The sequence below is a fragment of the Nocardia sp. SSK8 genome (assembly GCF_037034205.1).
Taxonomy (GTDB): domain Bacteria; phylum Actinomycetota; class Actinomycetes; order Mycobacteriales; family Mycobacteriaceae; genus Nocardia.
On the sequence record NZ_JBAGKD010000003.1, the window covers coordinates 282,268 to 294,404 of the forward strand.

13 protein-coding genes are annotated in these 12,137 nt (G+C 69.6%); 7 read left to right on the forward strand and 6 right to left on the reverse strand.

Annotation, left to right across the window (positions count from 1 at the left end; translation table 11 throughout):
- The first annotated feature begins 66 nt into the window (after nt 1-66).
- Both WA675_RS08070 and WA675_RS08075 read left to right on the forward strand, forming a co-directional pair.
- A complete protein-coding gene (locus WA675_RS08070; protein ID WP_336083245.1) occupies nt 67-513 on the forward strand; it encodes an SgcJ/EcaC family oxidoreductase in 447 nt (148 codons plus the stop codon).
- Between the two features lie 228 nt (nt 514-741).
- On the forward strand, nt 742-1,899 hold the full coding sequence (locus WA675_RS08075) for an LCP family protein (RefSeq protein ID WP_442945572.1): 1,158 nt from the start codon (nt 742-744) through the stop codon (nt 1,897-1,899).
- 9 nt (nt 1,900-1,908) lie between these two features.
- On the opposite strand, the gene WA675_RS08080 is transcribed toward WA675_RS08075, so the two are convergent.
- Both WA675_RS08080 and rpsT read right to left on the reverse strand, forming a co-directional pair.
- On the reverse strand, nt 1,909-2,166 hold the full coding sequence (locus WA675_RS08080; RefSeq protein WP_336083249.1) for a hypothetical protein: 258 nt from the start codon (nt 2,164-2,166) through the stop codon (nt 1,909-1,911).
- A gap of 99 nt (nt 2,167-2,265) precedes the next feature.
- Nucleotides 2,266-2,526 (reverse strand): 30S ribosomal protein S20, encoded by a 261-nt coding sequence (gene rpsT / locus WA675_RS08085; protein WP_019045815.1) that lies wholly within the window; start codon nt 2,524-2,526, stop codon nt 2,266-2,268.
- Nucleotides 2,527-2,910: 384 nt separating this feature from the next.
- Here rpsT and WA675_RS08090 point away from each other — a divergent pair, with 384 nt between their 5' ends.
- From WA675_RS08090 to WA675_RS08105, 4 genes are all read left to right on the forward strand, one after another.
- The gene (locus tag WA675_RS08090) at nt 2,911-4,446 is read left to right on the forward strand and encodes a circularly permuted type 2 ATP-grasp protein (protein ID WP_336083593.1); all 1,536 of its coding nucleotides are present in this window, start codon (nt 2,911-2,913) and stop codon (nt 4,444-4,446) included.
- 5 nt (nt 4,447-4,451) lie between these two features.
- On the forward strand, nt 4,452-5,429 hold the full coding sequence (locus WA675_RS08095) for an alpha-E domain-containing protein (RefSeq protein WP_336083252.1): 978 nt from the start codon (nt 4,452-4,454) through the stop codon (nt 5,427-5,429).
- The gene (locus WA675_RS08100; protein ID WP_336083254.1) at nt 5,426-6,268 is read left to right on the forward strand and encodes a transglutaminase family protein; all 843 of its coding nucleotides are present in this window, start codon (nt 5,426-5,428) and stop codon (nt 6,266-6,268) included. The genes WA675_RS08095 and WA675_RS08100 overlap by 4 nt, the downstream gene beginning before the upstream one ends.
- A gap of 64 nt (nt 6,269-6,332) precedes the next feature.
- The gene (locus tag WA675_RS08105) at nt 6,333-7,082 is read left to right on the forward strand and encodes an aquaporin (RefSeq protein WP_336083256.1); all 750 of its coding nucleotides are present in this window, start codon (nt 6,333-6,335) and stop codon (nt 7,080-7,082) included.
- 47 nt (nt 7,083-7,129) lie between these two features.
- Here the strand turns inward: WA675_RS08105 and WA675_RS08110 are convergent, their stop codons facing one another.
- A complete protein-coding gene (locus WA675_RS08110; RefSeq protein WP_336083258.1) occupies nt 7,130-7,681 on the reverse strand; it encodes a type II toxin-antitoxin system PemK/MazF family toxin in 552 nt (183 codons plus the stop codon).
- 70 nt (nt 7,682-7,751) lie between these two features.
- Here WA675_RS08110 and lepA point away from each other — a divergent pair, with 70 nt between their 5' ends.
- The gene (gene lepA, locus WA675_RS08115) at nt 7,752-9,635 is read left to right on the forward strand and encodes a translation elongation factor 4 (RefSeq protein ID WP_336083259.1); all 1,884 of its coding nucleotides are present in this window, start codon (nt 7,752-7,754) and stop codon (nt 9,633-9,635) included.
- A 3-nt stretch (nt 9,636-9,638) separates the two neighbouring features.
- Here the strand turns inward: lepA and WA675_RS08120 are convergent, their stop codons facing one another.
- Genes WA675_RS08120 through WA675_RS08130 form a run of 3 tightly spaced genes read right to left on the reverse strand, consistent with a single transcriptional unit; the run spans nt 9,639 to nt 11,943 of the window.
- Complete coding sequence (locus tag WA675_RS08120; protein ID WP_336083261.1) at nt 9,639-10,874, reverse strand: HAMP domain-containing sensor histidine kinase; 1,236 nt, start codon at nt 10,872-10,874, stop codon at nt 9,639-9,641.
- Nucleotides 10,871-11,557: a response regulator transcription factor gene (locus tag WA675_RS08125; RefSeq protein ID WP_336083263.1), complete on the reverse strand. Its 687-nt coding sequence runs from the start codon at nt 11,555-11,557 to the stop codon at nt 10,871-10,873. The genes WA675_RS08120 and WA675_RS08125 overlap by 4 nt, the downstream gene beginning before the upstream one ends.
- A 35-nt stretch (nt 11,558-11,592) precedes the next feature.
- The gene (locus WA675_RS08130) at nt 11,593-11,943 is read right to left on the reverse strand and encodes a hypothetical protein (RefSeq protein ID WP_336083265.1); all 351 of its coding nucleotides are present in this window, start codon (nt 11,941-11,943) and stop codon (nt 11,593-11,595) included.
- Nucleotides 11,944-12,137: the final 194 nt, after the last annotated feature.

Sequence of the window (12,137 nt, forward strand, 5' to 3'; positions counted from 1 at the left end):
AGGGTGGGGGCGCCGCGAACCCGCACGCTTGACCTGAACAAAGGTTCAGGAAGCAGGATGCTGGGCATGGACACGAATACCACCCAGCCCCCGGTGATCGACGACCACACCGTCGATCACACCGCCGACATCGCCGCGATCCGCGCGATCATCGCCGACACCCAGACCGCGATGAACACCAACGACCCCGAACTCCTGACCGCGCCGTTCGCCGCGAACGCCACCGTCGGCAATGCCGCGGGCATGCTGATCAGCGGCCGCGAGGACCTGCTCGCGGCGAACCGGTTCGGGCTGGCCGGGTTCCTGAAGGACGAGTACGTCCGCTACGACGTCACCGACATCCGCTTCCTGCGCCCCGATATCGCCCTCGCGTACAAGCAGGCCCGCGCCACCACCCCCGAGGGCGACCTGATCGACACCGAGGCGGCGATGATCGCGCTGTATGTCCTGGTCAAGGAGAACGGCCGCTGGTGGACGGCGGCCCGGCAGAACACGCTGGTCCCGAAGGCCTGAGCACGGCCCGGCAGACAGAGGACACCCGGCGGTCGCCACCAATTCGCGATCCGATCGCGATCTCCGATCACTCCTGGCGCTGGCAGAGTCGATCGGGACATGGACGAGCCGACCGCTAGCCGAACCGATGAGCGCGGGAAAGGTCGCCGCGCTCGTCGGTCGGCGAGGGGCTGGGCCAGGGGGATCGGGAAGGGGATCGCCGCGGGACTGTCGGCCGCGATCGTCGCGGTGACCGCGTACGGCTGGTCGACGGCGGGCAATTTCGACGCGGGATTCCTGCGGTCCTACGCCCTGGGCGAGGACGCGCCGCACTCGCTCGGCGGCGACCTCAATATCCTGCTGATCGGCCTGGACACCCGGCGCGACCAGAACGGCGACGAGCTGCCTCCCGAGGTGCTCGAGCAACTGCACGCCGGGGACGGCGACGAGGGCGGCTACAACGCCAACACCCTGATCCTGGTGCACATCCCGGCCGCGATGGACAAGATCGTCGCGGTCTCCATCCCGCGCGACGACTACGTGCCGGTCACCGGCATCCCCGGCTACACCCACGCCAAGATCAAGGAGGCGTACGGGCTGAAGAAGGCGGCCGTGCAGGACCAGCTGATCGCGCGCGGGATGACCGACCGGCGCAAACTCGAACAGGCGGGCCGGGAGGCGGGCCGCGCCTCGATCGTGGGGGCGGTCCGCGACCTGACCGGGGCGCCGATCGATCGCTTCGCCGAGATCACCCTGGCCGGTTTCTACGATTTGGCCGACGCGCTCGGCGGTGTGGAGGTGTGCCTCAACAATCCGGTGAGCGACACCGAGTTCTCCGGGGCCGATTTCCCGGCGGGCCGCCAGCACCTGGATCCCGCGCAGGCCCTGGCCTTCGTGCGGCAGCGGCACGGTCTGGAGAACGGCGATCTCGACCGCACCCACCGTCAGCAGGCCTTCCTCACCTCGGTGGCCCGGCAGCTGCACAGCGCGGGCACCCTCACCGATCCCGGCAAACTCTCGGCGCTGATGGATGTGGCGCACCGCAATATCGTGCTCTCCGACGGCTGGAGCATGACTGATTTCGTGCGCACCCTCGGCAGCGCCGACGACCCGCAGGTCGAGTTCCGCACCCTGCCGGTGCTGCGCTACGACGTGATCAACGGCCAGGACGTGAACATCGTCGACCGCGCGGCCATCCGCCGGGAGATCTCGACCGCCTTCGGCACCCCGTTCGCCGACCCGGCGCCCACCACCACGACCCGGCGGCACACCCCGCCCGCGGCGCTCCCGGCGGAAGCGACCAGCGGCAGGCAGATCGGTACGACCAGCTCGGTGACGGAAACTCCCGACGCGGGCAGACCGGTCCGCAGCGACATCACCTCGGGGGAGATCCCCTGTGTGAACTGAACCGGACGATCACTCACCGACCAGGGCGAGCTGCTCCTCGTCGTCCCCGAGGTCGTCCTCGAGATCCTCGTAGCGGCCCTCCCACTCCTCGTAGAGCGGGACCTCCTCCTCGCGGGTCACGATCCAGGCGGGGGAGTAGCCGCCCTCCTCGTCGGGCACCATCACATTCTCGATCTTGAGGCCGAGCCCCAGGATCTCCGCGGCGCGGATCACCTCGGCCAGGTCGTCGCCTCGTACCACCGTCTGATTCGCGTAGACCGTCAACATGCGCGGAATGGTAGCCGACGACAAAAGCCGCCGTGGTCATCGAGGCCACGGCGGCTGCGTCTTGCGAAGTATTGCTGAGCGGGAACGAGCCCGCTCCGATCAGATCTTGTTCAGAGCCAGCGCGAGCGCGGACTTCTTGTTGGCCGCCTGGTTGGCGTGGATGACGCCCTTGGAAGCGGCCTTGTCGAGCTTGCGGCTCGCGAACTGCAGCTGCTCGGCAGCCTTTTCCTTGTCACCGCTGGCAGCGGCCTCGCGGAAGTTGCGGATCGCGGTGCGCAGCGCGGACTTGACCGACTGGTTGCGCTTGCGCGCCGCCTCGTTGGTACGGATCCGCTTCATCTGGGACTTGATGTTGGCCACGCCTGTATCCTCTGGTTTCCTGTCGCTGGGTGGTAGGTCTTGAAAGCTCGTCGGGCGCGCGCCCACGATGCAGCAGGTGGTGCTGAACTACGGGTAACACCGCGCCGAATGTCGAGGTTACCAGCTCGGCACCGGCGGGCGAAATCGGCCCTGCGCCGGATGACCGCCCGGCCGCTGGATTTCACCCGTTTCAGGTGATGCAAGAAATTTACCTGTGTCTCACAGAACCCGGCTGCCGGGTGATGCACAGTTTTTCCCATGACCTCCACCACAGCGCCGAGTACGGGTCGATCCGCAGCACCGGCGTCGGTGGGGTCGTCCGGGCGGCAGTCCGGCTTGTTCGAGGGGTACGGGCCGGGCCGTTTCGCCGACGCTTTCGACGAGATGTTCGACGCCGCGGGCCGGGTACGCGCCCCCTACCGGGGGATCCACGCCGCGATGGCGGCCATCGACGTCGACGATCTGGCCAAGCGCTCCGACGCGCTGGATCGCGCCTTCATCGATCAGGGCATCACCTTCTCGCTGTCCGGGCAGGAGCGCCCGTTCCCGCTGGACCTGGTGCCGCGGGTGATCGCCGCCGCGGAGTGGGCCAAGCTGGAACGCGGCATCAAGCAGCGGGTGACCGCGCTCGAGCTGTTCCTGGCCGATATCTACGGCGAGCAGAACATCCTGCGCGACCAGGTGATGCCCAAGCGGCTGGTGACCTCGTGTGCGCACTTCCACCGGGAGGCGGCCGGGCTGGTGCCGCCCAACGGGGTGCGCATCCACGTCTCCGGCATCGATCTGGTGCGCGACGAACGCGGTGACTTCCGGGTGCTCGAGGACAATCTGCGCTCGCCGTCGGGGGTCTCCTATGTGATGGAGAACCGGCGCACCATGGCCCGGGTCTTCCCCGATCTGTTCTCCTCGCACCGCGTGCGCGCGGTCGGCGACTACCCGGGGCATCTGCTGCGCGCGCTGCGGGCCTCGGCCGCGCCCAACGAGGCCGACCCGACCGTGGTGGTGCTCACCCCCGGCGTGCACAACTCCGCCTACTTCGAGCATTCGCTGCTGGCCCGGCAGATGGGGGTGGAGCTGGTCGAGGGGCGCGATCTGTTCTGCCGCGACAATGTCGTCTACATGCGTACCACCGCGGGCGAGCGGCAGGTCGACGTGATCTACCGGCGCATCGACGACACCTTCCTGGACCCGATGCACTTCCGGCCCGATTCGGTGCTCGGGGTGGCCGGGATCCTCAATGCCGCGCGGGCGGGCAATGTGGTGATCTCGAGCGCGGTGGGCAACGGGGTCGGCGACGACAAGCTGATCTACACCTATGTGCCCACGATCATCGAGTACTACCTCGGTGAGAAGCCGGTGCTCCCCAATGTCGACACCTTCCGCTGCTGGCTCGACGACGAACGCGCCGAGGTGCTCGACCGGGTCGGCGAGCTGGTGGTCAAGCCGGTCGAGGGGTCCGGCGGGTACGGCATCGTCATCGGGCCCGACGCGGGCCCGCGCGAGCTCGACGCGGTGCGGCGCAAGATCAAGGCCGACCCGCGCGGCTGGATCGCCCAGCCGGTGGTGCAGCTCTCGACCGTGCCGACCAAGATCGGCGACGACCTGGTGCCCCGGCACGTGGACCTGCGCCCGTTCGCGGTCAACGACGGCGACGACATCTGGGTGCTGCCCGGTGGGCTGACCCGGGTGGCGCTGCCCGCGGGCTCGCTGGTGGTGAACTCCAGCCAGGGCGGCGGCAGCAAGGACACCTGGGTGCTGGCGGGCCGCTCGGGTCCGGTCGAGCGGGAACTGGCAGGCTCGGAGCTGGTGAGCGACCCGCCCCAGGCCGATTCCTTCGAGCTCGGCCGTGAGCTCAGCGCGCCGCAGGCCAATCAGCAACAGCAGCAACAACAACAGACGCAGCGGCTGATCGGGGACTGACACACATGCTTGCTCGCAATGCCGAATCCCTCTACTGGATCGGCCGATACGTCGAGCGCGCCGACGACACCGCGCGCATCCTCGACGTCGCCGTGCACCAGCTGCTCGAGGACGCCACCGTCGACGCCGACCGCACCTCGCGGGTGCTGCTCAAGGTGCTCGGCATCGAAGCGCCCGAGGGCTTGCGCCTGGATGTCTGGTCGGTGACCGACCTGGTCGCGTTCAGCCACGCGCACGGGGTCTCGATCAGCGATTCCATCGCCAAGGCCCGCGAAAATGCCCGGGGCGCCAGGGAAGTCACCTCCAGCGAGATGTGGGAGTGCCTCAACGCCACCTACAATGGCCTGCCCGCGGCGGAGAAGGCCGCGCGCGGCCTGGGCCCGCACGAGTTCTTCTCCTTCGTCAAGGACCGCGCGGCCATGTTCACCGGGCTCACCGACTCCACCCTGAGCCGCGACGACGGCTACCGCTTCCTGCTGCTGGGCCGCTGCCTGGAACGGGTGGACATGATGGTGCGCCTGCTGCTCTCGCGCGCGGGCGACCGCACCTCCTCGCCCGCCTGGGTGACGGTGCTGCGCTCGGCCGGTGCCCACGACACCTATCTGCGCACCCACCGCGGCGCCCTCGACGCCGCCCGGGTCGCCGAATTCATCCTGATCGACCGGCTTTTCCCGCGCTCGGTGTTCCACACTCTGCGGGTGGCCGAGGACTGCCTGACCGAGCTCGACCAGCGGCCGGGCAGCCGGGTCGGGGCGCGGCACGAGGCGCAGCGGGTGCTCGGGCGGGCCCGCAGCGAACTGGAGTTCCTGCCGCCGGGCGTGCTGCTGGAAGACCTGCAGAGCAGGCTGCTCGCCCTGCAGAAATGCTGCCGCGAGGTGAGCGAGGCGGTCTCGCGCCAGTACTTCCACGCCACCCCCTGGGTGGCCTGGACCGATGTGCGGAGCAACCAGGACCCGCGCGTGGCGGTAGAGGGGGAGCTGTGAGCTGGCGCATCAGGGTGGTGCACACCACCGGATATGTCTACGACGCGCCGGTGACGCGCTCGTTCAACGAGGCCCGGCTCACGCCGCGGGCCGACAGCAGGCAGAACGTGATCCTCAATCGCGTCGAGACCGTCCCGGCCACCAGGGCCTACCGCTACACCGACTACTGGGGCACCGCGGTCACCGCCTTCGACCTGCACGCCCCGCACACCGAACTCGAGGTGACCGGCTCCTCGGTGGTGGAGACCGAGCCGTTCGCCGAACCGGCCGGGGAACTCACCTTCGAGGACCTGCGCGGCGCGCGCGTCGTCGACCGCTTCGACGAAATGCTCAGTCCCACCGCCTATGTGCCGCGCGACCGCAAGCTGGCCACCGTCGCCCGGCAGCTCTCGCGCGGCGAACCGCCCGCCAAGGCGGTGGTGCGCGCGGCGGAGTGGGTGCACAAAGAGATGGACTACATCGCGGGGACCACCTCGGTGCACACCTCCGCGCTGCAGGCCTTCGCCGAGCGGCGCGGCGTGTGCCAGGACTACGCGCATCTGACGCTGGTGTTGTTGCGCAGCATGGGGATTCCGAGCCGCTATGTGTCGGGCTATCTGCATCCCAAGCCCGGCGCGGCGCTCGGGGAGACGGTGGCGGGGCAGTCGCACGCCTGGATCGAGGCGTGGACCGGGCAGTGGTGGGGCTACGACCCGACCAACAATCTGGCGGTCAACGAACAGCACGTCTCGGTGGGGGTGGGGCGTGACTACGCCGATGTGCCGCCGCTGAAAGGCGTGTTCTCCGGGGGCGGCTCGACCGATCTGGAGGTCGTTGTGGAGGTCACCCGGCTCGCGTAATCTCCGAGTGGATCGTGCGGAACCCCGCTCGTCGCGGGGTCAGTCCTGGCGAAGGCGGTGGGTGATGACCGAGGTGGTGCCGGATTCCAAGAAGTGGGCGGCCGAGGGGCTTGGCACGTTCGTTCTGGTGATCGGTGGTGTCGGCACGGCGGTGCTGGCGGGGGAGCGGGTGGGCGCGCTCGGCGTGGCGCTGGCCTTCGGTCTCACCCTGATGTTCCTGGTCTACGCGCTCGGGCCGATCTCGGGATGTCATGTGAACCCGGCGGTCACGCTGGGGCAGCTGCTGCTGGGCCGGATCAGCCCGCGCAACGCGGGATTCTACGTGCTCGCCCAGATCGTCGGCGCGCTGCTGGCCGGGCTGGTGCTGTTCGCCATCGCGAACAATCTGCCCGCCTACGACCGGCCGGTCGACGGGCTCGGCGCCAACGGCTGGGGCGCGCACAGTCCCTCGGCGGTGACCGGGCCGCTGAGCGAGGTGGTCTTGCAGAACGGCTACGGGCTCGCGGCGACCATCATCATGGAGGTGATGCTCACCGGCGTGCTGGTGTTCGTGGTGCTGGCCTCCACCGACCAGATCTCCGACGCGCCGCTGGCGGGCATGTCGATCGGCGCGGCGTTCGCCATCGTGAACCTGGTGGCGATCCCGGTGGACAACGGCTCGGGCAACCCGGCCCGCAGCATCGGGGTGGCGCCGTTCCAGGACGGCGCGATGGGGCAGCTGTGGGCGTTCGTGCTGTTCCCGCTGATCGGCGGGGCGCTGGGCGCGCTGGTGTACGGGATGATCTTCGGGCGGTCCAAGGAGATCGCGCCCTGATCGTCGGGGCGAACCCCCGCCTCCGGTGAGCCGGGGGTTCGCAGCGGTCAGCTCCAGTGATATTCGGCGACGAGCCGGTGCGCGACCAGGTCGAAGGTCTTGCGTTCGACGATCGCGCCCTCGCGCCGGATGCCGTCCTCCGGCACGTCGAGCACCCGGTCCAGGCGGACCCAGCTGGGCCTGCCCTCGTTGTCCCAGGGCCCCGACCCGATGCCGACCCAGTTGCGGTCGTGCGCGCGTTCGGCTTTGGACGACAGCATCAGCCCGAGCAGGGTCTTGCGGTCGCGGCCGACCACCAGGACCGGGCGGTCCTTGCCGTTGGTTGGGTCCTCTTCGAAGGGCACCCAGGTCCAGACGATCTCACCGGGATCGGCGCGACCGTCCAGCTGCGGGCAGTAGACGATCTGCCGGGCACGGTGCGCGGTGGGCACCGGAGTCGATGCGGTCGGGCGGACGGCGACGGAGGGGCCGGGCTTGCTGCCCAGCGCCTCCACCAGCTTCTCCAGCAACCGCGGCCCCTGCTTGCGCACGATCTTCGGCCCCTGCTCCTTGGCGATCACGCCGAGCTGCTTGCCGAGTGTGTTCCAACTGCTGGCCATCCCTGAAATATAACGGTGACTCGGCGCTTCGGTGCACCGGTGACAGGGCCACCGATCCGGCCATGGGACGATGGACCCAGTTCGCCGATACCCCTCGAGGAGTGGAGTGGCTTCCAGCTTTGCCGACACGACGTTCACCGATCCGTCCCGGATCAGGAACTTCTGCATCATCGCGCACATCGACCACGGCAAGTCGACGCTGGCCGACCGGATGCTGCAGCTGACCGGTGTGGTCGAGGAGCGCGCGATGCGTGCCCAGTACCTGGACCGGATGGACATCGAGCGTGAACGCGGCATCACCATCAAAGCGCAGAACGTGCGCCTGCCCTGGAATGTCGACGGCGAGGACTACGTCCTGCACATGATCGACACCCCCGGCCACGTCGACTTCACCTACGAGGTCTCGCGGGCGCTCGAGGCGTGTGAGGGCGCGATCCTGCTGGTCGACGCCGCCCAGGGCATCGAGGCGCAGACGCTGGCGAACCTGTACCTGGCGATGGAACGCGACCTCGTGATCATCCCGGTGCTGAACAAGATCGACCTGCCCGCCGCCGACCCGGACCGCTACGCCGCCGAGATCGCGCACATCGTGGGCTGCGAGGCCGACGACGTGCTGCGGGTCTCCGGCAAGACCGGTGTCGGTGTCGACGCGCTGCTGAACAAGGTGATCGCCGAGGTCCCGCCGCCGGTCGGCGACGCCGAGGCCCCGGCCCGCGCGCTGATCTTCGACTCGGTCTACGACACCTACCGCGGCGTGGTCACCTACGTGCGTGTGGTCGACGGCAAGCTCACCCCGCGCCAGAAGATCAAGATGATGTCCACCGGCGCGCAGCACGAGCTGCTCGAGATCGGCATCGTCTCGCCCGAACCCAAGCCCACCCAGGGCCTGGGCGTCGGCGAGGTGGGGTACCTGATCACCGGTGTGAAGGACGTGCGCCAGTCCAAGGTCGGTGACACCGTCACCTCGGCGCGCGACGGCGCCGCCAGCGCCCTGGCGGGCTATCAGGAACCGCGCCCGATGGTCTACTCGGGCCTGTACCCGGTCGACGGCTCGGACTACCCCGACCTGCGCGACGCGCTGGACAAGCTCCAGCTCAACGATGCCGCGCTGACCTACATGCCGGAGACCTCGGTAGCGCTGGGCTTCGGCTTCCGCTGCGGCTTCCTCGGCCTGCTGCACATGGAGATCACCCGCGAGCGGCTGCAGCGCGAGTTCGGCCTGGACCTGATCTCCACCGCGCCCAACGTGATCTACCGGGTGGTCATGGAGGACGGCACCGAGCACATCGTCACCAACCCCTCCTACTGGCCCGAGGGCAAGGTCCGCCAGACCTTCGAGCCGGTGACCAAGTGCACCGTGATCGCGCCGAGCGAGTTCGTCGGCACCATCATGGAGCTGTGCCAGAGCCGCCGCGGCGAGCTGCTCGGCATGGACTACCTGTCGGAGACGCGCGTGGAGATGCGCTACACGCTGCCGATGGCCGAGATCATCTTCGACTTCTTCGACTCGCTCAAGTCGCGCACCCGCGGGTACGCCTCGCTCGATTACGAGGAGGCGGGCGAGCAGTCCTCCGCGCTGGTCAAGGTCGACATCCTGCTCCAAGGCGAGGCGGTCGACGCGTTCAGTGCCATCGTGCACAAGGACGCCGCGCAGGCCTACGGCAACAAGATGACCACCAAGCTGCGCGAGCTCATCCCGCGCCAGCAGTTCGAGGTGCCGATCCAGGCCGCGATCGGGTCCAAGATCATCGCCCGCGAGAACATCCGGGCGATCCGCAAGGACGTGCTGGCCAAGTGCTACGGCGGTGACATCAGCCGTAAGCGCAAGCTGCTCGAGAAGCAGAAGGAAGGCAAGAAGCGCATGAAGACCATCGGCCGGGTCGACGTGCCGCAGGAGGCCTTCGTTGCCGCGCTGTCCTCGGACGCGGCCGCCGACAAGCCCAAGGGCAAGTAGCGCTCAGCCCGGCCCGGCGGGGAGGCGTACCAGCAGGCGCGCCCCGCCGAGTGGGCCGGAGGTGAGTTCGGCGCTGCCGCCGTGCAATTCGGCCTGCTGACGGACCAGGGCAAGGCCGAGACCGGAACCGGGGGAGCCCGGGCGTTTGACGAACCGCTCGAACGCGGTGTCGGCCAGGTGATCCGGGACGCCGGAGCCGTCGTCGTCGACGGTGATCTCGATGTCGGTGCCCGCGCGCCGGGCCGCGACGGCGATCGTCGCCGCGTGGCCGTGGTGTACCGCGTTGGTGATGCCGTTGGTGACGATCAGCAGGATGCCGCCGGGCAGACCGGTCAGCGGGACCGGTTCGCAGGCGGTCAGCGCGATGTCGACGCCGGGTCGCGCGCGGCGCGCGTTCTGCACGGCCCGGTCGAGGGTGTCGCACAGGTCGAACGGTTCGAAGGCGGCCGGGTCGGTGAGTTCGCCGACGGCCAGGCGTTCGAGATCGGTGAGGGTGTGCTCGATCTGGCGTTCGGCGGCCAGCACATCGGTGAGTACCGCGCCGCGCTGCTCGGCCGGGAGCTCGGTGCCTGCGAGCACTTGCAGGTCGGTGCGCATGGCGGTGAGCGGGGTGCGCAATTCGTGGGCGCACACCGCCGCGAAGTCCCTGGCGCTCGCCAGTGCCTGCCGGGTCTCGGCGTGCGCGGTCTCCAGCCGGGCCAGCATCCGGGTCATCGCGTCGGAGAGTTCCTCGGCCTCGCGCACCCCGCGCCCGGACAGTGGCGGCAGTTCGTCGAGGGTGTCGATCTCGTGGGTGGCGGTGGCCAGCCTGCGCAGCGGGCGCGCGGCGAAACCGGCCAGCACCCAGCCCAATCCGGCCGCGACGAGCACGCCGCCGATCCCGATGCCGAAGCCGATCAGCTGGCTGCGGGTGATCGCGGCGTCGACCAGGTCGCGGTCGGGGTCCAGCCGCACGACCAGGCCGGGCGCGCCGTGCACGGTGGCCAGCGCGGAGTCGGGCACGGTGACGGTGTCGGCGCGACCGGGCGGCGCCGGGGTGCCCGGAATGGGCAGGGCGGGCGTGAAATCGCCGTCGTCCGCCACCCGCACGTGCATGGTCGAGATGGTCTGGTCGAGCTGGCGGGTGCCCGCCACCTGCAACAGCGCCGCGTAGGTGAGCCCGAGGGTGATCGCCACCAGCGCGGCCACCAGCGCCGACACCAGCGCGACCCGGGTGCGCAGCGACCACGAGCTCCTCATGACGCGTCCCGCAGCACGAACCCGACCCCGCGCACGGTGTGGATCACCCGGGCCACCCCGTCGGCCTCCAGCTTGCGCCGCAGGTAGGAGACGAACACGTCCACCACATTGGTGTCGGTGCTGAAGTCGTAGCCCCAGACCGCGGACAGGATCTGCTCGCGCCCGAGCACCATCCCGGCATGCCGGGCCAGCATGGCCAGCAGCTCGAACTCGCGTTTGGTGAGCTCGACCGGCGCGCCGCCCGCGTAGACCCGGTAGCCCGCCAGGTCGATCACCACCGCGCCCACCTGCACCGTCGCCCCGCCGCCGGTCACCGGTCTGCGCCGCAGCAGCGCGCGCAGCCGGGCCACCAGTTCGCCGAGGTCGAAGGGTTTGGTCAGGTAGTCGTCGGCGCCGCGTTCGAGGGCGGCGATCCGGTCGCTGACCGCACTGCGGGCGCTGAGCACGCAGATCGGGATGTCGTTGCCCATCGCGCGCAACGCGGTCACCACGCCGACGCCGTCGAGCTCGGGCATGTTCACATCGAGCACCATGGCGTCGGGGGCGGCCGAGCGCACCAGGGTGAGCGCCGCCGCGCCGTCGGCCGCGGTGAGGACGTCGAAGCCCGAGAGCTCCAGGCCGCGCCGCAGCGAGGCCAGCACGCGGACCTCGTCGTCGACGACCAAGATCTGCTGTCCGGTCATCCGCTCACCCTAGTGCGATCACGCATCCGGCCTGGTCAGCGCCGGGACGGCAGGGCGGGGGCGGTCAGCGCCGGGGCGTGCTCGCCCGCCTCGATCCGCATACACTGCCCGTCCGCCAGCGGCGGCAGCGCGCCCGGGGCCATCGGCCGGGCGGGGGCGACCTCCACGTCGCCGCGCTCGATGGTGATGGTGTGCGAGAAGTGCCCACCGTCACCGTGCTCGAGCGGCGGTTCGCCCGGCGCGGTGCAGACCACGATCGTGTGGTCGGTCTCGGCGGGGGTGCCCGGGCTCGCGGCGGCCAGCCCGGCGGCGGTGACGGTGAACACGGCGGCGCCACCGAGCAGGGCGGCCGCGCGGACTCGGCGACGGGACGGGGTTGCGATCATGTTCAGCTCTCCTGACGTGGGGTTTCGCCGACCTGTGCGGCCGGTGGAACCGACGCTAAGCAGCCGATCTTCACGCGGTGTTGATCAATCGTTAGAGTTCTCTGGGGATCCGGTCCCCCTGGTTTCCACGGCTCGCCGAAAGCTGTTGCTCGCCATAGGGTGGTACCGGCCGTTCTGTCCGAAACGACAGTGCG

Bases quoted from the DNA above. Each gene is read 5' to 3' on its own strand.
- WA675_RS08070 (WP_336083245.1), top strand. From the start codon at position 67: ATGGACACGAATACCACCCAGCCCCCGGTGATCGACGACCACACCGTC.
- WA675_RS08080 (WP_336083249.1), bottom strand. From the start codon at position 2,166: ATGTTGACGGTCTACGCGAATCAGACGGTGGTACGAGGCGACGACCTG.
- WA675_RS08090 (WP_336083593.1), top strand. From the start codon at position 2,911: ATGTTCGACGCCGCGGGCCGGGTACGCGCCCCCTACCGGGGGATCCAC.
- WA675_RS08095 (WP_336083252.1), top strand. From the start codon at position 4,452: ATGCTTGCTCGCAATGCCGAATCCCTCTACTGGATCGGCCGATACGTC.
- WA675_RS08105 (WP_336083256.1), top strand. From the start codon at position 6,333: ATGACCGAGGTGGTGCCGGATTCCAAGAAGTGGGCGGCCGAGGGGCTT.
- WA675_RS08110 (WP_336083258.1), bottom strand. From the start codon at position 7,681: ATGGCCAGCAGTTGGAACACACTCGGCAAGCAGCTCGGCGTGATCGCC.
- lepA (WP_336083259.1), top strand. From the start codon at position 7,752: ATGGACCCAGTTCGCCGATACCCCTCGAGGAGTGGAGTGGCTTCCAGC.
- WA675_RS08120 (WP_336083261.1), bottom strand. From the start codon at position 10,874: ATGAGGAGCTCGTGGTCGCTGCGCACCCGGGTCGCGCTGGTGTCGGCG.
- WA675_RS08125 (WP_336083263.1), bottom strand. From the start codon at position 11,557: ATGACCGGACAGCAGATCTTGGTCGTCGACGACGAGGTCCGCGTGCTG.
- WA675_RS08130 (WP_336083265.1), bottom strand. From the start codon at position 11,943: ATGATCGCAACCCCGTCCCGTCGCCGAGTCCGCGCGGCCGCCCTGCTC.